19 protein-coding genes are annotated in these 23,074 nt (G+C 54.4%); 13 read left to right on the top strand and 6 right to left on the bottom strand.

Going from position 1 to position 23,074, the window contains the following annotated elements; all coding sequences use genetic code 11:
- Positions 1 to 159 precede the first annotated feature (159 nt).
- Both GRI39_RS01770 and GRI39_RS01765 read left to right on the top strand, forming a co-directional pair.
- Positions 160 to 1,884, top strand: a complete 1,725-nt coding sequence (locus GRI39_RS01770; protein ID WP_246204827.1) for an alpha/beta hydrolase family protein — start codon at positions 160 to 162, stop codon at positions 1,882 to 1,884.
- A 102-nt stretch (positions 1,885 to 1,986) separates the two neighbouring features.
- Entirely contained in the window at positions 1,987 to 3,954 is a 1,968-nt protein-coding gene (locus GRI39_RS01765; RefSeq protein ID WP_246204826.1) for an alpha/beta hydrolase family protein, read from the top strand.
- Positions 3,955 to 4,031: 77 nt separating this feature from the next.
- Here the strand turns inward: GRI39_RS01765 and dapA are convergent, their stop codons facing one another.
- Positions 4,032 to 4,913, bottom strand: a complete 882-nt coding sequence (gene dapA / locus GRI39_RS01760) for a 4-hydroxy-tetrahydrodipicolinate synthase (protein ID WP_160737971.1) — start codon at positions 4,911 to 4,913, stop codon at positions 4,032 to 4,034.
- 103 nt (positions 4,914 to 5,016) lie between these two features.
- Here dapA and GRI39_RS01755 point away from each other — a divergent pair, with 103 nt between their 5' ends.
- Positions 5,017 to 6,957, top strand: a complete 1,941-nt coding sequence (locus GRI39_RS01755; RefSeq protein ID WP_160737970.1) for a lytic transglycosylase domain-containing protein — start codon at positions 5,017 to 5,019, stop codon at positions 6,955 to 6,957.
- Between the two features lie 12 nt (positions 6,958 to 6,969).
- On the opposite strand, the gene GRI39_RS01750 is transcribed toward GRI39_RS01755, so the two are convergent.
- A complete protein-coding gene (locus GRI39_RS01750; protein ID WP_160737969.1) occupies positions 6,970 to 7,740 on the bottom strand; it encodes a helix-turn-helix transcriptional regulator in 771 nt (256 codons plus the stop codon).
- An 80-nt stretch (positions 7,741 to 7,820) separates the two neighbouring features.
- Between GRI39_RS01750 and GRI39_RS01745 the strand changes: the two genes are divergently transcribed.
- The 3 genes from GRI39_RS01745 (at position 7,821) to GRI39_RS01735 (ending at position 9,653) form a co-directional block, all read left to right on the top strand.
- Positions 7,821 to 8,582 carry a class I SAM-dependent methyltransferase gene (locus GRI39_RS01745; protein ID WP_160737968.1) on the top strand — a complete coding sequence of 254 codons (762 nt, stop codon included), beginning with the start codon at positions 7,821 to 7,823 and terminating at the stop codon, positions 8,580 to 8,582.
- A gap of 67 nt (positions 8,583 to 8,649) precedes the next feature.
- Entirely contained in the window at positions 8,650 to 9,153 is a 504-nt protein-coding gene (locus tag GRI39_RS01740; protein ID WP_160737967.1) for a GreA/GreB family elongation factor, read from the top strand.
- Entirely contained in the window at positions 9,153 to 9,653 is a 501-nt protein-coding gene (locus GRI39_RS01735; RefSeq protein WP_211371399.1) for an invasion associated locus B family protein, read from the top strand. Before GRI39_RS01740 ends, GRI39_RS01735 begins: the two co-directional genes overlap by 1 nt.
- Positions 9,654 to 9,713: 60 nt before the next feature.
- Here GRI39_RS01735 and GRI39_RS01730 read toward each other — a convergent pair whose 3' ends face one another.
- A complete protein-coding gene (locus GRI39_RS01730) occupies positions 9,714 to 10,367 on the bottom strand; it encodes an outer membrane protein (protein ID WP_160737965.1) in 654 nt (217 codons plus the stop codon).
- A 235-nt stretch (positions 10,368 to 10,602) separates the two neighbouring features.
- On the opposite strand from GRI39_RS01730, the gene rlmN reads away from it, so the two are divergent.
- From rlmN to ygiD, 3 genes are all read left to right on the top strand, one after another.
- Positions 10,603 to 11,856, top strand: a complete 1,254-nt coding sequence (gene rlmN / locus GRI39_RS01725; RefSeq protein ID WP_160737964.1) for a dual-specificity RNA methyltransferase RlmN — start codon at positions 10,603 to 10,605, stop codon at positions 11,854 to 11,856.
- 97 nt (positions 11,857 to 11,953) lie between these two features.
- Positions 11,954 to 12,667 carry a DUF4136 domain-containing protein gene (locus GRI39_RS01720; RefSeq protein ID WP_160737963.1) on the top strand — a complete coding sequence of 238 codons (714 nt, stop codon included), beginning with the start codon at positions 11,954 to 11,956 and terminating at the stop codon, positions 12,665 to 12,667.
- 141 nt (positions 12,668 to 12,808) lie between these two features.
- The gene (gene ygiD / locus GRI39_RS01715; RefSeq protein WP_160737962.1) at positions 12,809 to 13,660 is read left to right on the top strand and encodes a 4,5-DOPA-extradiol-dioxygenase; all 852 of its coding nucleotides are present in this window, start codon (positions 12,809 to 12,811) and stop codon (positions 13,658 to 13,660) included.
- A gap of 48 nt (positions 13,661 to 13,708) precedes the next feature.
- Here the strand turns inward: ygiD and pgi are convergent, their stop codons facing one another.
- A complete protein-coding gene (gene pgi, locus GRI39_RS01710; RefSeq protein WP_211371398.1) occupies positions 13,709 to 15,232 on the bottom strand; it encodes a glucose-6-phosphate isomerase in 1,524 nt (507 codons plus the stop codon).
- A 211-nt stretch (positions 15,233 to 15,443) separates the two neighbouring features.
- Between pgi and lepB the strand changes: the two genes are divergently transcribed.
- From lepB to GRI39_RS01690, 4 genes are read left to right on the top strand one after another with little or no spacing between them, the layout of a single operon-like run.
- Entirely contained in the window at positions 15,444 to 16,283 is an 840-nt protein-coding gene (gene lepB / locus GRI39_RS01705) for a signal peptidase I (RefSeq protein WP_160737960.1), read from the top strand.
- Complete coding sequence (rnc, locus tag GRI39_RS01700; protein ID WP_160737959.1) at positions 16,238 to 16,957, top strand: ribonuclease III; 720 nt, start codon at positions 16,238 to 16,240, stop codon at positions 16,955 to 16,957. Before lepB ends, rnc begins: the two co-directional genes overlap by 46 nt.
- On the top strand, positions 16,954 to 17,859 hold the full coding sequence (gene era / locus GRI39_RS01695) for a GTPase Era (protein WP_160737958.1): 906 nt from the start codon (positions 16,954 to 16,956) through the stop codon (positions 17,857 to 17,859). The genes rnc and era overlap by 4 nt, the downstream gene beginning before the upstream one ends.
- A complete protein-coding gene (locus GRI39_RS01690) occupies positions 17,856 to 18,749 on the top strand; it encodes an SGNH/GDSL hydrolase family protein (protein WP_160737957.1) in 894 nt (297 codons plus the stop codon). Before era ends, GRI39_RS01690 begins: the two co-directional genes overlap by 4 nt.
- Positions 18,750 to 18,785: 36 nt before the next feature.
- On the opposite strand, the gene GRI39_RS01685 is transcribed toward GRI39_RS01690, so the two are convergent.
- Together GRI39_RS01685 and topA are read right to left on the bottom strand one after the other, a co-directional pair.
- On the bottom strand, positions 18,786 to 20,210 hold the full coding sequence (locus GRI39_RS01685) for an MFS transporter (protein WP_246204824.1): 1,425 nt from the start codon (positions 20,208 to 20,210) through the stop codon (positions 18,786 to 18,788).
- Positions 20,211 to 20,276: 66 nt separating this feature from the next.
- Positions 20,277 to 22,880 carry a type I DNA topoisomerase gene (topA, locus tag GRI39_RS01680; RefSeq protein ID WP_160737955.1) on the bottom strand — a complete coding sequence of 868 codons (2,604 nt, stop codon included), beginning with the start codon at positions 22,878 to 22,880 and terminating at the stop codon, positions 20,277 to 20,279.
- Between the last annotated feature and the right edge of the window lie 194 nt (positions 22,881 to 23,074).

Here is a 23,074-nt window from a genome sequence, read left to right as displayed (position 1 = left end):
TTAGCGACAGATGCTCCACCGCTCGAAATTTACGGCAATTTGCCCACATTCGATGATGCGGCAATTTCACCAAGTGGCGAACATGTCGCTTTAATTTTGACGGAAGGGGACAAAAGGCAAATCGTCATTTTCGATTCAGCCATGCAACCCATCATGTCCATGGCAGCAGGCGACACAAAGTTACGTAGCATTGCCTGGGCAGGCGATGAGCTGCTGTTGCTAAGTTACAGCCAGACTGAAGAGTTACCCTTTGGCTTCACTGGCGATTTGATTGAAGTCTACCGAGTGATGATTGTATCGGTAGATAGTAAAAAGAAGCCTGAAACTATTTTTCTCAACAAACGCGGTATAGCAAATGCGACTTTCGGATCTTATGGCGTCCGCAAAGTTGATGGAAAATGGACCGGTTACTACGGCGGTATCCTGTTCAAACAGGAAGGCAGTGGCACCTACAAATTTGACCATGGTCGCCCCGCCCTTATGGCAGTGGACCTTGAGCGTAACGAACCCAAGATAGCCTCATACCCCGCCAGTGAAGGCGCTTATCGTGACTGGGTTGTTGGCCCAGATGGAGAAATCGCTGCTCAACTCGATTTTTATGATCGTGATGGTTCCTGGAGAATAGAAAACTCCAAGGGAAACACGATCGCCAAAGGACAAAAGCCGGACGGCAGGATTAGCCTTATATCGCTGGGAACAGACGGAACGACAGCAATATACAGCACAAGTGATGAAGAAGGCGGTGCGCGGCATTTCTATGAAGTTGCACTGACTGGCGGTGAACCTAAAGAGATTTTGGAAGGTAAAAACGCCACTGCAATATCATATAACTCAATGACCGGATTGATGGACGGTTATTATCGAGAAAGCGGATTACCCGTTTTTTTCGCCAAAGAAGATCAGATGGCCGCCCAGAAGATCTGGGGCTCCTTCGGGAGCGGCGGAACAAACATGGTCGATTGGTCAGACGATGTTAGCAAAGTCATTGTCCGGCGCAGCGGCGAAGGTGTAGCCGGGGACTGGTATATTGTCGAGATTCCGACAAGCGGACTTTTGAAGCTTGGCTCTGAGCGCCCCGACCTCCCGGCTGACATGATCGGGGAAATTCGCACCGTCGATTATACGGCGGCAGACGGGCTTGAAATGGATGGCATTCTTACGCTTCCACCAGCGCGCGACGCCAAGAATCTTCCCTTGGTGGTACTGCCACATGGAGGGCCACATTCGCACGATTCCGCTGTGTTTGACTGGTGGGCACAAGCTTTCGCATCAAGAGGTTACGCCGTATTTCAGCCAAACTTTCGGGGTTCGACCGATCAGGATGTCACGTTCATGCGCGCTGGCTACGGGGAATGGGGCCGGAAGATGCAGACCGATATTTCTGACGGCGTAGCCGAGCTTGTCAAACAAGGCATCGTCAATCCTGACCGCGCCTGCATCATGGGTGCAAGCTATGGCGGATATGCTGCTCTGGCAGGCGTCACGATCGAGCAAGGCAAATATAAATGCGCCGTCTCAGTAGGCGGCGTCAGCAATTTGGACACGCTCTATCGTACCGGCTACATTGAAATGTCCGGGCGCTCAAAACTCACGCAGAAAAGACTGCTTGAGGAATTAGGCCCGCGCGAAAGCTTGAAAACCTACTCTCCCGAAGAACAGGCATCTAAAGCTGACGCCCCGGTGCTGTTGATACACGGTCTAGATGACACCGTAGTGCCATTTGAACACTCTAAACGAATGGCGGATGCGCTGAAGAATGCGGGCAAGCCCTATAAATTGGTTGAACTAAAGAGCGAAGATCACTGGCTATCCCGTGCCGAGACACGCAACCAAATGCTCAAAGAAGCCATTGCATTTGTAGAAAAATATAATCCCGCTAATTGAAATATGATTGTAGTTCGTAAATCACTTGACTCAATCAATACAAATTTCTTAACTCGCTCCACTATATCATTTGATCGCGCTGAATTTTATTCGGGAAAATTCATGAAGAATCTTTTTTTTGCAGGGTATGCTTGCCTCATACTTGCAATGCCGTTCGCGGCAACTGCGCAAGGCAATGACAACCAAAGCCCTCCCCCAATTGAGGCTTATGGTGAATTACCTGCAATTGAAGACATTGCTCTATCACCTGATGGCGACAAATTGGCAGCGCTCGGCACGTGGAACGGTCAGCGGCAAATCTTCACCATGGATAATGAATTGCATTACATCTCTTCTGTACCGGTCGAGAATGTTAAGATTCGTCGGTTGCAATGGGCCAATGAAAACACGCTTTTGGTTGAAGCCAGCCAGACTCAAAAGCTGAATATGAATTACAATGTCGATCAGTTTGAACTCTACAGCGCCCTACTGATCGACACGAACAACAAAAAGAAAATCCAGTCAGTTTTCCAGGATAAACGCAATGTCGCGAATGCTGTTTTTGGCAACTATGGCGTTCGCAAGATCGATGGAAAGTGGAAGGCCTATTACGGCGGCATAGAAATGCAGTCCGATCATAGCGCACAAGGGTATGTATTTGTTGGCGGCAAGCAGGGCCTTTACGAAATTGACCTTGCTGACAATCATTCGAAGCGGGTCGATGCGCCCAGTTCAGCCGATAAATACAATGACTGGCTGATCGGAACAGACGGCAAAATCGCGGCCGAGCTGGAGATCAACAAAAGCGATGGCAAATGGCAAATCAAGAATGCCGCACGCACTGTCATTGCCGAAGGTGTTGATCCGCATGGCACCGTCTCACTTGTTACGCTTGGTAACAAAGGCGATACCGTCATTTACTCCGCCTTCGATAATGATGATGAACGTGTGTCGTGGTATGAACTGCCACTGTCCGGTAATGGTGAAACCCATGAAGTGTTTGCAAATGAAGATATTGAACGGATCTACACTGATCCGGAAAATGGTCGCCTGACCGGATATTTGCGTGAAACAGGCGGTGTTGAGCCGGTTTTCTTCGATGCCGATCACCAGAAGGTTGTCGCCAAGATCTTCAAAGCCTTCAAATCACGCAAGATGCGATTGGTCGATTGGACACCCGACTTTCAATATGTTCTTGTTCGAACGAGCGGCAACCATGATAGCGGATCGTGGTTCTTCGTTGATACACAACAGCTTCGCGCGGAGCAGATCGCTCTTGAACGCCCAGCAATCCCTGATGAAGCCGTCGGTAAAATTGAAGTGTTTGCCTACAAAGCGTCTGATGGGCTCGACCTTGACGGCATTCTGACCCTGCCGGTCAACCGTGAGGCGAAAAACCTTCCTGCTATAATGCTGCCTCATGGCGGCCCACGCGCCCATGATGATGAGAGTTTTGATTGGTGGGCACAGGCTTTGGCAGCACAAGGCTATGCCGTATTTCAGCCGAATTTCAGGGGCTCAACCAATCGCGATCTGGCATTTATTCGCGCCGGTGATGGTCAGTGGGGCCGGAAAATGCAGTCTGACATTTCAGACGGTCTTCAAGCGCTCGCTGAAAAGGGCATTATTGACCCAGAGCGGGTTTGCATAATGGGTGCAAGTTATGGCGGATATGCTGCGCTTGCTGGCGTGACCATGCAGAAAGGGTTTTACCAATGCGCTGTCGCGGTTGCGCCGGTGTCGGACGTCGAACTGATGTATCAGACCGATTACAAGGAAAGCGGCAACAGCAAAGTGCTGAGGAATAATTTGCAACGTTCCCTTGGCCCCAAAGACGCTTATCGCGACATTTCACCAAGGCGTTTTGCACAAAACGCTGACGCCCCTATCCTGCTGATGCACGGGCGCGATGATACGGTTGTTCCTTATGTGCAAAGCTCTAAAATGGCCGATGCGCTGAAAGATGCTCATAAGCCTTATGAATTTATCGAGCTGAAAGGCGAAGATCACTGGCTCTCTCGTGCTGAAACGCGCAAGCAAATGCTCACAGACGCAATCGCTTTTGTGAAGAAAAACAACCCTCCTAACTGAACGCCAACAATTCATCAGGAGCCAAAAGGGGAGCGAAGCAGCAATGGCCTCACTCCCCTTTTTACAATATCAAGACCTTAGATAAGACCTGCACGCTCTAATGCGGAATCGACGGCTTTGCGCGCCTCTTCATTGCATGGCACCAGCGGCAGACGGACTTCATCAGTAAACCAATCATGCACCCGGCTGAGCGCATATTTCACAGGGCCGGGGCTGGCATCTTCAAACATGGCGTAATGCAGCGGGTAAAGCAGATCGTTGAGTTCCCGCGCACGCACGATGTCATTATCCACACATGCCTGTTGGAATTCAGCACACAGCTTAGGGGCAACATTGGCCGTCACGGAAATACATCCCACAGCACCTGCTGAATTGGCCGGAAGCGCCAGTTCATCATCACCTGAAAGCTGACAGAAATCCTTTGAAATTCCCATCCGGTGATCGACTACGCGAGACAGGTCACCGCTGGCATCCTTGATCCCGATGATCCGGTCTGGATAGGTCTTGGCCAGTTCGCACACGGTTTCAGGAGAAATATCGGTCACCGTCCGGCCAGGCACGTTATAAAGAATGATCGGCAGATCGATATGTTCAGCAAGATAGGAAAAATGGGCTTTGATCCCAGCCTGGCTCGGTTTGTTGTAATATGGCGCAACCACCAGGGCGGCGCTGGCTCCGCATTTTTTGGAGAAGGTCATATGGAGCAGCGCGTTCATCGTGTCGTTACTGCCACAACCTGCGATCACTGGCACACGGCCTGCAGCCTGCTCAACACATACTTCAATGACCCGATGGTGCTCTGCATTGGAAAGCGTGGACGCCTCCCCGGTCGTGCCACAAGGCACCAAAGCTTTAGATCCGTTTTCGATCTGCCAATCCACAAGGCAACGGAATGCGTTTTCATCAAACGCTCCATCGCGAAAAGGAGTCGCCAGGGCCGGAATGGAACCTGAGAACATTTGCGCCGCTCCCGTAATTCAGTCATAAAAACAAGAACTCATACCGTTTGCATGAATTCCACGGATATTCCGTTCAGCGCCTGATAAGGAACCTAAGGCCATAATGTCCAGCATGGTCCGTACATCTCTTCTTGCCGCCCTCCTCGCTTCAACCGTCAGCGCCTCTGCACCAGCTGCTGCGCAAGACGCAGATCGGTGGGATAATGCTCGGCAAAACCTGGTCGCTCGCGAGCCTGGCCGGATGGCTCAGGCGGTTGATCGCTGGCAGCAATTGAAATCAAATAGCCGCCTGTCATTCGATGATTATGCGAATTTTTTGATTACCTACCCGGGATTTCCCGATGCTGGTACATTGCAGAAATATGCCGAAGGCCGGCTGGGTTCCGAATTCGTTGACCCCGCCAGACTCGTGGCATTTTTTGATCGCTATCCGCCAGTGACCAATGAGGCGAAAGCCCAATATGCTCTGGCACTGTCCGGTCAGCGTCCGAACGATGCGTTTGCTATGGCGCGTGAGGCATGGCGCGGCGGCGGCATGGACGAGACAGCGGAGGCAAGCATTTACGCTATGTTTGGCCGGCAATTCACGCCAGCCGATCAAGAGGCACGGCTCGATGCCTTATTGTGGCAACGTGACCGGGAGGCTGCCGAACGGCAAATAGCCTTTGCCCCACCAGAAAAACGCGCGCTCTTCACCGCACGCCTCTCTATTTTGCAAGGCGGTGACGGGGCCACTAATGCACCTGGCGCATTGAGCGATCCGGGATACCTGTTTAACCGTTCGCGTGAATTGCGGCTGGAGGGGCGCCCTTCGGATGCAGTTTCCATGCTGGCCAATCGCCCCCAGCTTTCTTCCATCCCATTTGATCAAACGGCTTGGGTTGAAGAACTGCTCAATGTCGCGCGGATCGCCGATGCGCGCAGTGCTCAGCGTATCGCGGCTTCGGTGGACGACGCCTTTGCAGCCGGTGCCGACGTCAGCACACGGGGGTATAAATTACGTGACGATTACACCAGCCTAATGTGGCTGGGTGGAACTAAAGCGCTTTGGGAATTGGGTGATGCCGTCGCCGCTGCACCGCTGTTCTTTCGCTATGGCGCAGCAGCACAAACACCCCAGACCCGTTCCAAGGGCTTCTTTTGGGCGGGCCTTGCTGAACAGCGTGCTGGCAAAACAGGAGAAGCGCGCGGCTATTTCGAAATGGCCGCTGACTATCCGGATCGCTTTTATGGCTTGATGGCGCTTGAAGCTCTCGGCCGCAAAGTCCCTGATTTCAGTGACATGCCTACCACTCAGCCAACCAGTGCGGAGCGGGCGGCTTTTTATGCTCAGCCTTTAACACAGGCGGTAGCTGAAGTAGCCCGTGATGCGCCATGGAGCACCGGCATTCGCTTCTATCGTGAAATTGCATCACAAGCGCATACGGAAGATGAGCATCTTCTTGTCGCACAGCTCGCGCAGCAAATTGGCCGCCGCGATCTTGCAGTGAATGTGGGTGAAGCCGCTGGAGCAGATGGCTTGAAGGGCTTTACCCGTCTGGCCTTTCCGACGCTTAACACACCTCCCGGCACGGATTGGACTATGGTTCATGCCATTGCCAGACAGGAGAGCCAGTTTGCCGATAATGCCATCAGCCATGCAGGCGCGCGCGGATTGATGCAATTGATGCCCGGTACCGCACGCGAACAAGCGGGCAAAACCGGCATCCAATATATGTCAGCGTCTTTGATTGATGACCCAAGCTACAATATCCGCCTTGGCAACGGGTATTTCCAGCGAATGCTCAACTATTACAACGGGTCCTACCCGCTTGCTGTGGCGGCTTATAATGCCGGCCCCGGAAATGTGAATAAATGGCTCCGCGCCAATGGCGACCCACGCACACCTTCTGTCGATTGGGTCCGCTGGATTGAAGAGATCCCGATTTTCGAGACCAAAAATTATGTACAGCGTGTGCTGGAAAATGCCGTAGTCTATGAAGCGATTTATCCTGATAAGGCCACTTATGGGCAACCTCGCAAGCTCAGCGATTTTCTGAAATAATGAATTGACCCTTCAGCCTTCGGGCTGGAGGGTCACCAGTTTAAAGTCGGGCCGTTCAGGATTGGCCAGTGTGTGCTGCGTATAATGAAGCAAGCCCTTTGCTGCGTGGTTGAAGCTGCGCCGTCCGCCTTCACGCTCAGACACTGCCTGTTTCTCCCATCCTGCAGCAAAGGTTTCGCTATTGGCTTTGAGCCAATCAACCACACTTTGGGTTCTCGGGTCAGAAACTGTTCTACCGTAATCACGGCGGAACTCCGCCAAAATCCGCAAGGCCCGCTGATCCCAGTCCGGCAGTAGAATACGCGCAGATGGATGGGTGAAGAAGTAGCGCAAAAGATTGGGCGCTTCCGTTTCATCAAACAATCCTGTGAACAGCTCTCTCGCATAGCCATTGGCGCAAGTGACATTCCAGATGGGGTTAAGCCCATATGCTGGCCATGGCAGGCAATCCACCAGCGCATCTATCGATGCAGACGCATCTTGCGGCAATATAGCGAAGGGGTCCGCCGGGTCTTCTCGCCCCGCCAGAGAGAAGAGATATTGTCGTTCTGCCCGGCTCAGGCACAGGCCTTGTGCCAGATGATCGAGCGTATGTGCGGACGGACGAACGTCACGCCCCTGTTCGATCCAGGTCACCCATGTCGCGCTGATATTGGCACGATCTGCCAATTCTTCGCGTCGCAAGCCCGGTGTCCTGCGCCGCCCCGGCCGATCCACGGCCACACTCTCCCGCCGGGCACGAACAAAACTGCCAAGTAATTTGCGCTGATCTTCCGTCATCATATCAGCGCTTATACTAGGATAATTATATCTCTGGTAACAGGAAATTATTATCGCAAGAGTGGTTTCGAAAGGAACATTTGATGAGTGAAAAATATGAGCAATTGGTCAATCGGCAGTTTGGCAGCACGGCACAAGCTTATGTCGCAAGCACTGTCCATGCGAGCGGCAAAGATCTGGAATGGGTAGCCAAACGCGCTCAGGAGACAGCCCCTGCCCGCGCGCTTGATATGGGCACAGGTGGTGGCCACACAGCCTATACCGCAGCCGCTTATGCAAAGACCGTAACAGCAAGCGACCTCTTGCCAGACATGCTGGAGGCTGTCTCATGCGAAGCGGCAAGACGCGGTATTGAAAATCTGGAAACACAAATTGCCGCTGCAGAAGATTTGCCATTCCCTGATGCGCATTTTAACTTTCTCACCTGTCGCTTTTCCACCCATCATTGGCAAAATGCGCAAGCTGGCCTGTGTGAAGCAAGGCGGGTATTGGCAAAAGGCTCGCCAGCCCTGTTCATCGACGTGATCGCGCCACAAGGGTCCGCTGCTGCCGATACACATCTCCAAACGTTGGAACTGTTGCGCGATCCGTCTCATGTCCGCGACTATGCTCTGCGCGAATGGACTTCGATGCTCGACCGCGCCGGTTTTCATATCCGCAGTTGCGATGTGATACGGTTGCGGATGGACTTCACCAGTTGGACCGCGCGTATGCAAACCCCTGCCGCTCAGATAGCGGCAATTCGCACCGTTCAACAATCATGCAGCGAAGACGTGGTGACTGCATTGGAGATTGAAGACAATGGCTCCTTCACCGTCGATGTGGCTATGATCGAAGCTGCTTGAGCCATTATGGGGGCAGGTATTCCTCACCTCTCGCATCAGTCGGAGCAATCGGCTAGCGAGGGCAGCAATGAAACCTGCTTCCAACCCCATCACCCCTGAAGGCCTTGCCGCATTGAAGGCCCGTTACGACCACTTGCTCAGCAAGGAACGCCCTGAGATTGTCGAAATCGTCAGTTGGGCGGCAGGCAATGGGGACCGTTCGGAAAATGGCGACTATCTCTATGGGCGCAAAAGAATGCGCGAGATTGATCGGGAGCTAGGCTGGCTCGCGCGCCGGATGAAGGCTGCAAGAATTATCAACCCGGCAGACCAAGCCGACAAATCCCGTGCGTGGTTTGGCGCAACTGTCACCATCGCAGATGAAGATGATGAAGAGCGCGTTCTCACTTTGGTGGGCGATGATGAACAGGACGCGAGCGCGGGTAAAGTCGGCTGGAGCGCACCTATTGCCCGTGCCCTGCGCGGGGCCGCTCTTGGTGACTTACGTAAGGTAAGGCTGCCTGGCGGCGAAAAAGAATGGGAAGTCATCGCCATTTCTTATCCCGAAACCCGCAGCATACACGCAGACTGATGCGGCGCTGCGTTGCTATATCGCTGGTGCTCGCGTGCGCCCTGCCCGGTTCTGCACTTGCAGCAAGAGACAGCCTTGGCGTGTATGATCATTGGGGAAGCTTCAAAGATCCCAGCATTCCGCGCTGTTATGCCATCGCGATCAGCGAAAAACCGCGCGGCAAGCCCGATGCGCCTCTAGGTTCCGCAAGCGTGGGAACATGGCCGAAGAAACAAGTACACGGCCAATTATACCTGCGGCTGTCTCGTGAACTGGCAACTGGCTCTGCCATCACCCTTTCTATTGGGAAGCGTAGGTTCAGCCTGATGGGAAGTGGGAACAATGCCTGGGCACGAGACAAGGCCATGGATGCGGCGATTATATCCGCCATGCGCTCTGCCGAGGGAATGTCGGTCAGGGCAATAGGAAGCGATAAGAAAAGCTTCACCGACCGCTACCGGCTGGAAGGCGCTGCCAGTGCGATGGACGCTGCGACCTTAGCCTGTGCCAAAATCCGCTGAGACAAAAGAAAAGGCCGGAGGTTTCCCCCCGGCCTTTGCAATTGAAATCAGGTCAATCGCTTAGAAGCGATAACCGAAGCCAACCATAACCTGATGACGATCGGAATCGACATCAAAGCGGTTGCTTTCTGGCAGATCATTGGCGTCAAATTCACCCTTTTCGTAGTTCGAATAACGATATTCGACCTTGGCGAAAGTGTTTGGTGACAGTGCCTGTTCAACACCGGCACCTACGCGCCAGCCATCAAGATCAAGATGGTCGTTGAAATCATTGGTGCCATCAGTGCCAACGAGGTTGTAGCGAGCGTTGGTGTAACCACCCTTCGCATAAACCAGCGTGTTCGGCGTTACGGCGTAACCTGCACGGATACCGGCATAGAGGTCACGGCCCGTTTCAACGCTGCCAAGCCCGAAGATGTCGTTGTTATACGTATCGCCCTTGTTGTCAGCAGTTGAACCGGTGATTTCACCTTCAACACCAATCACGAAACCGCTTGGCGTTGCATAGTCGTAACCAATGCCGCCACCATATGCGAGGCCGTCGATCGAGGCGTCAGAATCGCCATCGACTGAACTACCTGGCTTGGACTCATCCCAGCCCAGAAGACCTTCGACGCGCGGACCACTGAAGTTTTCCTGCGCTGTCTGAGCCATCACTGGGGTGGACAGGGCCGCAAGCGTAACCACGCCGAGAAGTGCAAAACCCTTTTTCATAACGATACTCCATTTCCTTGTTGTGACGACGATGTGTCGTTCAGGGAGGAGAATGTGTCGCGCACAATTGAGTTTCATTAATATAACACAACGAAATTTGTGATGCTTTCGCGCAACACTATTACGCTCAACCGTTTGATACGAACGTCAAACCGTGGTCACATTCAGGAACGACCGTGGGAACCGCTGTACAGCCACGCTTTCAATCCTTCACAAGTGCCCGTATATAGTGTCCATGGCCGACACATCTTTAATGAGCATACCGGGGCAAGTGGACCCGGTTCCCGTCGCACGTGACATAACACCACGTCCTGATGGACGCGTGGACCTGCTCGGTTTGCCCAAAAAACGGATCATGGAAATCTTTGCGGCGGCCGGGCTCGATACCAGACAGGCCAAACTGCGAGCCAAACAAGTGTATCACTGGCTCTATCATCGCGGCGTGACTGAATTTTCCGCAATGACTGACATTGCCAAAACCATGCGCCCTTGGATGGAAGAACGTTTCATTGTCGGGCGGCCAGATATTGTCGAAGCCCAACATTCGACTGACGGAACCCGCAAGTGGTTGCTACGAACGCCGGATGGGCATGATTATGAAATGGTTTTCATCCCCGATGCAGATCGTGGAACGCTGTGTATTTCCAGTCAGGTCGGCTGCACGCTGAACTGCACCTTCTGCCACACGGGAACCATGCGCCTGGTGCGCAATCTGACACCGGGTGAAATCGTTGGCCAGGTGATGCTCGCGCGGGATGCTCTGGGCGAATGGCCCAAAGGCCGGATGGATATTGCTGAGGAAGAGGACGAAGCCGAATACCGGGCGGATGGCCGCTTGCTCACCAATATTGTGCTGATGGGTATGGGCGAACCGCTCTATAACTTCGATAATGTCCGTGATGCAATGAAGTTGGTGATGGATGGCGAAGGCCTTGGCCTGTCTCGCCGCCGGATCACCCTGTCCACCAGTGGCGTTATTCCCGCAATGGAACGCTGTGGCGCAGAAATCGGCGTCAATCTGGCGGTCAGCCTTCATGCAGTACGCAAGGAAGTGCGTGACGAGATTGTTCCACTCAACAAGAAATATGGCATTGAAGAATTGCTTGAAGCCTGCGCAGCCTATCCGCGCGCTTCCAATTCGCGCCGTATCACTTTTGAGTATGTGATGCTCAAAGACAAGAACGACAGCGATGCCGATGCGCATGAACTTGTCCGCCTGCTCAAAAAGTATGACCTTCCTGCCAAGGTGAACCTTATTCCGTTCAACCCATGGCCGGGTGCGACATATGAATGTTCTGAACCTGATCGTATCCGCAGCTTTTCCAACATCGTTTTTGAAGCAGGGATCAGTGCCCCTGTCCGCACACCCAGAGGCCGTGACATTGATGCGGCTTGCGGCCAGCTCAAAACAACGGCGGAAAAGAAAAGCCGCGCGCAGCGTGATCGTGAAGCGGCGGCGGCGGCGGAAAATGAAATGCTTGTAGGCTGATCGCCTGCATATCACGCATCTGCCATTCATCCTGCGGAAAGAACGCCCCGCCTAGCCTTGGGCAAGTCGGGGCTATAATCATTTGAAGTGAGCCAGCATGCGTTTGAAATTCCGTCCCATAGCTTTTGCCCTTCTCGCTGTTGCGCTCGCGCCGACTCCGGCCATCGCACAATATGGGCCATGGGGCGGCGGTATGTGGGGCCGTTCTGCATGGGATAGCCCGATGCGAAGTAATTGGCCTGATCGGACACAAGGTACCAGCAGCCCCTATCGTGAAGGCCATGTGGAAGTGTCCCGCTTCGTCAGCAAAGACGCAGTGGACCAGCTTCAGCATGGTCACATTACGGTGAATGCATCTGTGGATGGGTTCAACGATTCTCGCAGCACCTCCACTTATGCCGCTGCGGTTGAAAACCAGATGGTGAACCTTGGCTATGATACGATGCGCCAAGAGACCAATCAGGGGCAGATCGCTGAAGTACAGGTCGATCGCGCGGTTGCAGAACCTGCGGAACAAAAGCGCAATCCTGTCAGTGGGGAAACGACTGTTGGAGTTTCCAATCATGGCTCTTTCATGGGCATGGCGGTGAATGTGGACCTCAGCAAGCCACGCACAGCCTTGCTCTCAACCCGCCTGATGGCCCGCATCCTGGATGCCAAAAGCGGAGATGTCCTGTGGGAAGGCCGCGCTACAATCTACACCCGTGAAGGGGATGATGATTATTCCGAACAAGCCATCGCAACCCGGTTGGCAACGGCTTTATTCTCGCAATTTCCGGTCGGCCCGGATGATGAAGTGGTTGAGAAGTAAACAGTACAGCGCGCAAATCCTTGCTCCGTGGCGCTTACGTGCAGGATAGACCTTTCTCAAAGCCTTGTGCGATCATATCTATTGCCTCTTGTGATTATGCGCGCACTGGAATGATCGCGCGTTGGCCAGAGGTAGATTGCCATGACCCGTATGCCCGCCCTGTTCATCGGACACGGTAGCCCGACGAACACTTTCGACAATATCTCTTATACGCGATGCTGGCGCGCTCTGGGCAAGGCATTACCGCGCCCGAAGGCTATTCTGGCCATTTCCGCTCATTGGTATTTCGGGACGTCAGCCGTTACGGCCATGGAGCACCCACGAACCATCCATGATTTTTACGGATTTCCTGAAAGGCTCAGCACCTTCCAATATCCAGCACCCGGTGCGCCGGACCTCGCACGCCGTGTTGTAGAGCTGGCCGCTCCCTTCTGGGCAGGTGCGGATCAGGATCAATGGGGTCTCGACCATGGCACATGGTCGGTGCTGGCCCATATGTATCCGGAAGCGGATGTTCCAGTGGCGCAGCTCTCTCTCAACGGGGTGAAGCCGCTTGAATATCATGTTGAACTCGGCGCCAAACTTGCTGCCTTGCGTGATGAGGGTGTGCTTATTCTGGCCACCGGCAATGTCGTGCATAACCTCAGCCTGATGAACCGCCGCATGGCCAATCATGGGGAGGATTGGGCCAAACGGTTTGAACAAGCCACCATTGATCAGGCAGCAAAAGATCCAGGCCAGATGCTCAAACTACTGGATCACCCCGATTTTGACATCGCGGTTCCTACGCCCGATCACTTTATTCCATTGCTCTATATCGCTGGGTTGGCCGCAGCGGAGAACGAACCTCTCGACTGTCTGATTGACGGCTGCATGTATGGCGCAATTTCCATGACCACTTTCGGCCTCGGGACAGATCCGGCCTTAGCACAAATTCTGGAACAGGCCGCCCAGGCAGGCTCTCTGGAAGAGGCAATGGAACTGGCCTGTTAAATCCAAAAGCGCCGCCTTGCGCATTGGGCCAAGGCGGCGCTTAATATATCAGTTCAATCCGGCAAGCTTCAGCAGTGCTTCCGTACTGGCATCGAAGCTTTCTCCACCCTTTTCGATCTTTTTGGCCATGGACTTGCCCAGTTCAACACCGAACTGATCAAACGGGTTAATGCCCATCAAGACTGCATTGGCAAAAGTGCGGTGTTCATGGAACGCGATCAACGCACCAAGCGCAGCGGCATCAAAATCATCGCACAGGATTGTCGTTGATGGGCGATTCCCCGGATAGGCACGAGCCAGATCGTCATTCGCACTACCTGCCATGAGAGCTGCGCCTTGCGCAAAGCAGTTCATCAGCAAGATGCGGTGATGAGCCGGGTCCAACGCATCACCGGGTGCGATACTGGCGATAAAGTCGATCGGGACCAGACGCGTACCCTGATGGAGAAGCTGGAACACCGCGTGCTGTGCATCGGTGCCAACCCCACCCCATGTGATCGGAGCAGTGGGACCTTTGACCGGCTTACCTTCAGCCGTCACGCTCTTGCCGTTTGATTCCATTTCGAGCTGCTGGAGATAGTCCGGGAACAGCGCGAGACGTTCATCATAAGCAAACACCGCCCGTGTCTCACAACCGCGCAATCTGGAATAATACAGATCTGCAAAGGCTGCGCGCAGGGGCAGATTGTCCGCCATGGCAGCATCGCGGAAATGTTCGTCGACGGCGGCAGCGCCGGCCAGCATGGCAGAAAAATCTTCCCAGCCGATCCCCAATGCCACAGGGAAACCAATAGAGGACCACAGCGAATACCGGCCGCCTACGCTTTCAGCAAAAGGCAGAATGCGTGTTTCATCAACGCCCCATTTCACTGCCGCCTCAGGGTTTGCTGTCAGCGCGATCACCCGGCCAGAGGGGTCGTCCACACCATTTTCAGCCAGCCACTTCAGGGCGCTATCCGCATTGGTCATAGTTTCGATGGTGGTGAAGGTCTTGGATGCAACCGCAATCAGCGTGGTTGCAGGATCGCAGGCAGCAAAGGCCTGTTCCAGAGCGCAACCATCAATGTTGGACACCACGTGCACGTCCACCAGCGCCAGATCGCGGTTGAGCGCATCCACTGCCAAGGCTGGGCCAAGCGCCGAACCACCAATGCCAATGTGGATCAGGTGTTTGACTTCACCTAACGCGCCTTCATGGATTGCTTCCACCAGCAACCGCATCCGTTCAAGCAGCGCCGCAGCTTCTTCAACGCTGCTTTCCTTGCCGACACCGCGCAAAGCCGAATGTTCTGCTGCGCGGTTTTCTGTTGGGTTAACGACTTCACCAGCAAACAGCTTGCGGCGCATTTCGTCAAAACCGCTCGCTTCAGCGAGCTCTTGGAAATCTGCGATCAGTGCATCGGTCAAGTGAGTCTTGGACCAATCGAACAAAATGCCTCCTTCGCCCAGTTCCAAACGGGCGGACATCTTGCCGAGACGATCCGGGTCGGCAGCAAACAAAGCCTCCAAAGTCGTGTCTTCATGCAGACCGAGGGACTTCCAGGCGGCTTCGCGGGCTTCGCTCACAGGCATTCTCCAATATTAAGCTGATGGGATACGGCTAATCGCTCATGCAGCATTTTGGAACCGGCAAGTTACGTCTCGATGGCGATTAGCGGTAAAGACTCCATCAAAATGACCAAAAAACCGGTTACAGCGCATGGGCAACAGCGTTTTTGCTGCCTATGGTGCAGGCTTCCAACAGGCTTGACGCCAGCCAAGCTGACCAACATGGACCGCGACCATGAATGATACCGTCCCCGGCGATGCCGGAACCAATACCCCTGAAACACGGGAAAAGCCGAAGAAAGAGGAAGGTAGCTTTCTCGTCTTCGTTATAAAACTCGTTTTATTCGTGCTGATCTTCCGTAGTTTTATCTTTTCACCTTTTTCGATTCCCAGTGAATCCATGCTGCCGAGGCTGGAAACAGGTGACTATCTGCTCGCTGCAAAATGGCCTTATGGCTACAGCAAATATTCCCTGCCTTTCTCTGCCCCGCTGATCCCCGGACGGATATTCGCAAGCCAACCGGAACGCGGTGATGTGGTAATTTTCAAGGCCCCCCCTCTTGATCAGGAAGATTACATCAAGCGGGTTATCGGCCTGCCCGGCGATCAGATTCAGGTGATTGGCGGCGTGGTGAACATCAATGGCCAGCCCGTTCAGCGCAAGCGGATCGAGGATTTCGAAATTCCGGTGAGCGTCAATACATCTTGCAAGGAAGCGCGCTTCACGGTTCGTAAGGATGACGGTTCACTTGTTTGCCAATATCCGCAATTCCGTGAAACGCTGCCCAATGGCGTCAGCTTCAATACGCTCGACTTTGGGCTCTATCCACAAGATGATACGCAACCTGTTATCGTGCCTGAAGGCAAACTGTTCCTGATGGGTGATAATCGCGACAATTCGATGGATAGCCGCTTCCCGGCCGTTCCTGGCGGCGGCGTGGGGCTGGTCCCACAGGCCAATCTGATTGGCCGTGCCACCATCACCATCTGGTCCACTGACGGCTCTGCTGAATGGATCAAGCCCTGGACATGGTTCACCGCAACGCGCTGGAACAGAATAGGACACGGATTTTGAGTAAGGTGCAATTGAATGAAAGCGCCGATTTTTTACGCGGCCTAGGGGTTGAACCTGAAGGTCAGGAGGGCCTTTGGTTGGAAGCACTTACCCACGGCAGCACCGGGGAGAAGCGTAATTATGAACGGCTTGAATTCCTTGGAGACCGTGTTTTAGGCCTTTCCATTGCCGAATGGCTCTATGAACGCAATGATGATGCAGAAGGTAAGCTTTCCCAACGCCTCAACGCTTTGGTCAGCCGTGAAATGTGCGCCAAAATTGCCCGAGAGATCGGCCTTCCTGTCCATGTTCGACTGGGCAAACAGGCCCGTGATGATGGCGGGGCAGATAGTGCCAATATTCTCGGTGATGTGATGGAGGCACTGCTGGGCGCAAGCTTCGTATCGCGTGGCTTTGACCCCAGCCGCAATATGGTTCGCGAATTGTGGAGCAAAGAGGTTTCCGGATATGCGGGTCGCCAGAAGCACCCTAAATCTGCACTGCAGGAATGGGCGGCCGGCAATCGCCGTAAGCCGCCCGAATATGAACTGATTGACCGTTCCGGACCAGATCATGCTGCCCGGTTCACTGTGCGCGTTTCCGTGAAAAACGTCGGCACAGTCGATGCCGAAGCGAACAGCAAGCAGGAAGCTGAAACGGCTGCTGCACGCAAATTTATGGAGAAGTTTTCTTGAGTGATACCCCCACCCCGCACTGCGGCGTCGTTGCCATTATCGGTGCGCCGAATGCGGGCAAATCCACACTGGTGAACCGTCTGGTCGGCCAGAAAGTCGCCATCACCAGTGCGAAAGCGCAAACCACGCGCGCACGGATGCTGGGCATTGCGCTGCACAATGAAACACAGATCATTCTTGCCGATACGCCCGGTATTTTCGCTCCGAAAAACCGGCTTGATCGCGCGATGGTCAACGCCGCATGGGAAGGCGCGCAGGAGGCGGATGCCATTGCGCTGATGGTCGATAGCGTGAAGAAGCGCCGTCACGAGCTGGAACCACTGCTGGAGGCTCTCAAAACCAGGCCTGAGCGCAAAATTCTGATCCTCAACAAGACCGACATCAGCAAGAAGGAGCCTCTTCTTGAGCTGGTGCAGGAACTGACCGGCAAGGTCGATTTTGCCGAGGTATTCTTTATCTCGGCAGAAACCGGTGATGGCGTTGATGAGCTTAAAGCGCATCTGGCTTCACTAATGCCGGAAAGCCCCTGGCATTACCCGGAAGATCAGGTGTCCAATGCCAGCGAACGGTCACTGGCGACAGAAATTACCCGTGAGCAACTTTACCGTCAGCTTCACGAAGAACTGCCTTATGACAGCGCCGTACGTCCGGAAAAATATATCCAGCGCAAAGATGGCTCGGTCGAAATCCATCAACAGATCATCGTCACACGCGAAACGCAGCGCCCCATTGTCCTTGGCAAAGGTGGCCAGAAGATCAAGGCGATCGGGGAAGCAGCCCGCGCCGAATTGAGTGAACTTCTGGGTGTAAAGGTGCATCTGTTCCTCCATGTAAAAGTTGAAGAAAACTGGATCGACAGCCGTGAGATTTACGAAGAAATGGGTCTTGATTGGGTGAAATGACGATGCACACCAAAGCAGGCTCACAAAAGAAATGGGACTTAAAGGCACCATTCCTGGCTCTTGCGGGTGGGTTAATGGTTACGGGCTGTATCCATCCTTCCACGACCTCACCCGATAGCGCGCTCCACGCTGGCGACCGCTATGTTGCGCTTGGAAGCTCCTATGCAGCCGGACCAAATCTTGGCCCGGCTCAGCCCGGATCCCCTAAACGCTGTGGCCGCACCCAGGCCAATTACGCCACACTTCTGGCACAAAAGCTTAACCTTAAACTGGTCGATGCAAGTTGCGGCGGGGCACAGACGAAAGACCTGCTGCATCCATGGAAGGAGCTGCCTGCACAGCTTGATGCGGTGACGGCAGGCACGCGGCTAGTCACTGTCACGGTAGGCGGTAACGACATTAACTTCGTGGGCGAATTGTTTGCGGCAAGTTGCCGTGCTGGTGCATTGGGAGATGGCGACACTTCGAAATGTGCCCCACGCAAGCCCCTTGCTTCCGAAGAGCAATATGCCGCTCTCGAAAAGAGCATGTTGGCCATTGCGAACACAGTTCATCAGAAAGCTCCGAAGGCTAAACTCGTCTTTGTGGATTATGTGAGTGTTGTTCCATCCAAGAGTTGCGCAGCCGCGCCCATCTTGCCGGAAGACCAGGCACCGCTCACCCAAATGGGCAAACGGCTTGCAGCCATCACCGCCAAGGTCGCGAAGGAAAGCGGCGCGATGTTTGTTGATGCTGGTGCGATGTCAAAGGACCATGACCCTTGTGATCCAGCCCCCTGGGCACACGGAATGAATCAGGATTTTGACGATAGCCAAGGCGCTCCGTGGCACCCAACCCGTCTTGCTATGCAAGATATCGCGGACGCTCTGGCAAGCAGGCTCAAACGTTGATCTTAAAGGGCGGGATTGCCTGGCATTCCCGCCCTTTTATTGAGGCCCAGTTGCTCTGGCAAACCGCGCATTGCGGAAGCGTGCCAGGCTGCAACCAGCCGCCACAATCGCTAGCACCGCTGCAATGATGAGTGGCGTTGACCCCACACCCATTCCGGCACTCAGCAAAATCCCCACCACCACAGCAGCCATCGTTTGTCCCAACAGGCGCGACGTGGATAAGAGACCGCCAGCCGCTGCTGCCCGATCCTTGGGTGCCCGGCCAATCAGAAGTCGTGAATTGGGTGCAAAAAACAGGCCGAAACCAAGTGCCGCAAGGCTCAATCTCCAACCTATTCCGAAAGCACCGGGCTGAGCTGGCATGATGACCATTAAAAACAGCGCGACTATTGCGATACCCATGCCCGTGACCCCCAGTTTTGTCGGTGCGATCCTGTCGGAAAGCCATCCTGCAAAGGGGGCAATAATCAGCATGGTAAGTGGAAAAGGCAGCAGCAACAAGCCGACCTGATCCGGGCTATAGCCCATCGTCTGTTCCAGCCGGAAAGGCAGCGCCAGCATCAACGCCCCGGATGAGATAAAGCATGTCACCGCTGCCAGTGCCGAAAGACCGATTACCGGCTGCCGGATCAAATCCACGGGTACAACTGGATTACTCCGCCTGCTTTCACGGTGCACGAGCATCACCGCTGATGCCACCCCCAGCAAGCAAAGCGCAGTGCCCGGCCAATGGCTGGCGCCATGGGTGGCCACTTGCAGCCCGCCAATGACAAGCAGCATGGTTACCGCGCTCCATACACCGCTGAGCCATTCAGGATTGAGCGGGCGGCGCACCGGATCAGGCAAGGCCCGGCCAAGAATCAGCGAAATGACAGCTAGGGGAGCAGCAGCCATAAACACCCACTCCCAAGACATATTGGCCACAATATAACCGCCAAGCGTCGGTGCCAAAGCCGAAGATGAGGCAACAATAACGCTATTAATTCCCAGCCCGCTACCAAGGCTCTTGGCTGGGTAAATCTGGCGTAACATCGCGGACGAGACACTCAGCGCCATACCAGCGCCGAGAGCCTGACCGGCGCGCAGCACAAGCAATATGGGCAAGTTGCTGGCAAAAAAGCACAAGCCCGAAGTGACCAGAAACAGCGCTTGCCCTATCTGGTAAAGCCGCCGATGACCTATCCGATCGCCCACACTGGCAAAGGGCAGCAGCACCATTACCAGCACCAATTGGTAGACGGTGACGACATTGGTCACCACACCATCGTTGACGCCTAGTTCACGCGCAATGGTTGGCAATGCGACATTGGCAATGGCACCATCGAGAACCAGCAAAGCCGTGCCGAATGATATGGCGATAATGGCCCAGAACCGGCGTGGGAACGGCAGGCCATCCTGTTCCATGGCACGGGTGAAGGCACCGCCGCGATCATCATCCCAATGCGCGGCGTTGACCGACATGCCTTCCCCTTCATCTGTTCGCACTTGCAGCATAGAGCGGACATGTGTGTGCCCGCCCTTGCATTATCAAGTCTCAGCAGGCTTTTTAGTTGCCGGCTTTTTCTTCGGTGCGGCTTTCTTCGCCGTAGTCTTAGCCGTTGCCGCCTTTGTTGCAGTGGCCTTCTTGGCAGCAGGTTTTTTGGCCGCAGCCTTCTTTTTCGGCGCTGCCTTTTTCTTTTTCGCCGGAGCCTTGGCCGCGCGCTCGTCAATCAGACGGATGGCCTCTTCCTCAGTCACATCTTCAGGCTTCACATCCTTGGGAATAGTGGCGTTGGTAGTTCCATCGGTCACATAAGGACCATAGCGCCCCGGAAGAACTTTCATTTCCCCGCCGCTGGTCGGGTGTGCACCAAAAGCTTTGATCGGCTCTGCCTTGGCCCGTCCCTTGCCACCGCGCTGCTGAGCTTCTGCCAGCATTGTGACAGCTGCATTCATGCCCGTTTCGAACACATCGCGGGTAGTCTGCAATTTGGCATATTTGCCAGCGTGCTTGAGATAGGGGCCATAACGCCCGATTGCAGCAATGATCGGCTCGCTGGTTTCCGGGTGGTTCCCAACTTCGCGCGGGAGATCGAGCAGCTTCACGGCCCAATCAAGATCAAAATCCTCAAGGTCCTTGGGGATTGACGCACGCTTGGCTTCCTTGCCTTCTCCCATCTGGACGTAAGGCCCGAAACGCCCGGTTTTACGATGAATTTCCTCACCCGTTTCAGGGTGTTCCCCCATCAGACCTTCCTCACCCGTTTCTTGCGCGCCACCTGGTTGGGCGAAGGGGCGAGTATATTTGCATTCCGGGTAATTGTTGCAGGCTACAAAGGCACCATAGCGGCCACCGCGCAAAGCCAGGCGGCCATCTGCGCAATTGGGGCAAGCACGCGGATCGCTGCCATCTTCCTTCGGTGGGAAGAGGAAATCGGACAGGAATTCGTCCAGCTCTTCCGTCACTTCAGATGGCTTACGCTCCATCACTTCGTCAGACTTCGGCTTGAAATCGCGCCAGAAGGCTTCAAGCAGCTTCTTCCATTCTGCACGCCCACCGGACACTTCATCCAGCTCATCTTCCATGCCCGCCGTGAAGTCATAGGCGACATAGCGTTCGAAGAAGCGTTCGAGGAAGGCTGTCAGCAGCCGCCCGCTTTCTTCAGCGAAGAAGCGGTTTTTCTCGGTGCGGACATAATTACGGTCTTTCAGCACCTGTAGCGTGGACGCATAGGTGGATGGACGGCCAATGCCCAATTCTTCCAGCCGTTTCACAAGGCTGGCTTCAGAGAAACGCGGGGGTGGCTGGGTGGAATGTTGCGTGGCCAGGACGTCCTTCTTGGCCGGGCTATCGCCCTTATGCATCACCGGCAGCAGACCCGATTCCTCATCATCATCCTTGTTGTCACGGCCTTCTTCATAGACCGCGAGGAAGCCTGCGAATTTGACTACCTGGCCCGTTGCTCGCAATTCATGGCGGCCGGTCGGGTCACGCAAAGTGACCGTTGTACGCTCCAGATTGGCAGCCGCCATCTGGCTTGCCATGGCGCGTTTGAAGATCAGATCATAAAGCCTGCCAGCATCGGCACTGCCCGCCTTATCCCGTGTAAAATCGGTTGGCCGGATCGCTTCATGGGCTTCCTGCGCGTTCTTCGCCTTGGTCGCGTAATGGCGCGGTTTTTCGGGGATATAATGCCCATCATACCGTTCCGCGATGGCTTTGCGGGCAGCAGAAATGGCGCTTTCATCCATCTGCACACCATCAGTACGCATATAGGTGATCGCGCCATCTTCATACAGGCCCTGCGCCAAACGCATCGTGTGGCTGGCTGAGAAACCGAGCTTACGAGCAGCTTCCTGCTGCAATGTCGAAGTGGTGAAAGGCGGGGCCGGATTGCGCTTCAGCGGCTTGGTTTCAACATCTTCAATCGTGAAGCGTGAATCCTCAACCGCCTTCTTGGCGGCATCAGCCATGGCCTTATCGCCAATCGACAGGCGTTCGAGTTTGTTGCCGTCAAAGCGGACCAGACGGGCATCAAATTCTGTGCCGTCCTGTTCCATCTTGGCAAGAATTTGCCAATATTCCTGCGGCTTGAACGCTTCAATCTCACGTTCGCGGTCAACGATCAGACGCAGCGCAACAGACTGCACCCGCCCTGCGCTCTTGGCACCGGGGAGCTTGCGCCACAGCACTGGGGAAAGCGTAAAGCCGAACAGATAATCCAAAGCGCGGCGGGCAAGATAGGCATCAATCAGATCCATATCGAGCTGGCGCGGTGCCTTCATTGCATCCGTCACCGCCTTTTTGGTGATGGCGTTGAACGTGACGCGCTCCACTTCCTTAGGCAAGGCGCGGCGCTTCTTCAGAAGCTCCAGCACATGCCACGAAATTGCCTCCCCTTCACGGTCAGGGTCAGTCGCGAGAATAAGGCGGTCAGCCGATTTAGCCGCATCGGCAATCGCTTTAATGCGGCTCTGTTTGTCCTTGTAAGGCTCCCAGTCCATCTCGAAATCTTCGTCTGGCCGGACGGAACCGTCCTTGGGCGGGAGATCCCGCACATGGCCATAGGAAGCGAGAACGGTGAAGTCCTTGCCGAGATAATTCTCGATGGTTTTCGCCTTTGCGGGCGACTCGACGATCACGAGCTGCATGGAAGTAATCTGATCCTTACGCGTATGTGTACGTACGAGGGTGGGAAGGATGAAAGCGGTTCGTCAAGCCACGCGTTTCAAAAAACGCATCAGGCAAATCATTTTCGTCGCTTGGATCATGCGGTCTCGACAGGCAAGGTGCGCCAGCATGAAATTCCTTTCCCAATATTCCCTCCACTTGCTGATTATTTAAG

This window comes from Altericroceibacterium indicum (genome assembly GCF_009828105.1).
GTDB lineage: Bacteria > Pseudomonadota > Alphaproteobacteria > Sphingomonadales > Sphingomonadaceae > Altericroceibacterium > Altericroceibacterium indicum.
Note: the sequence above shows the minus strand (reverse complement) of the source record. Positions and strands in the feature narration are given on the sequence as shown.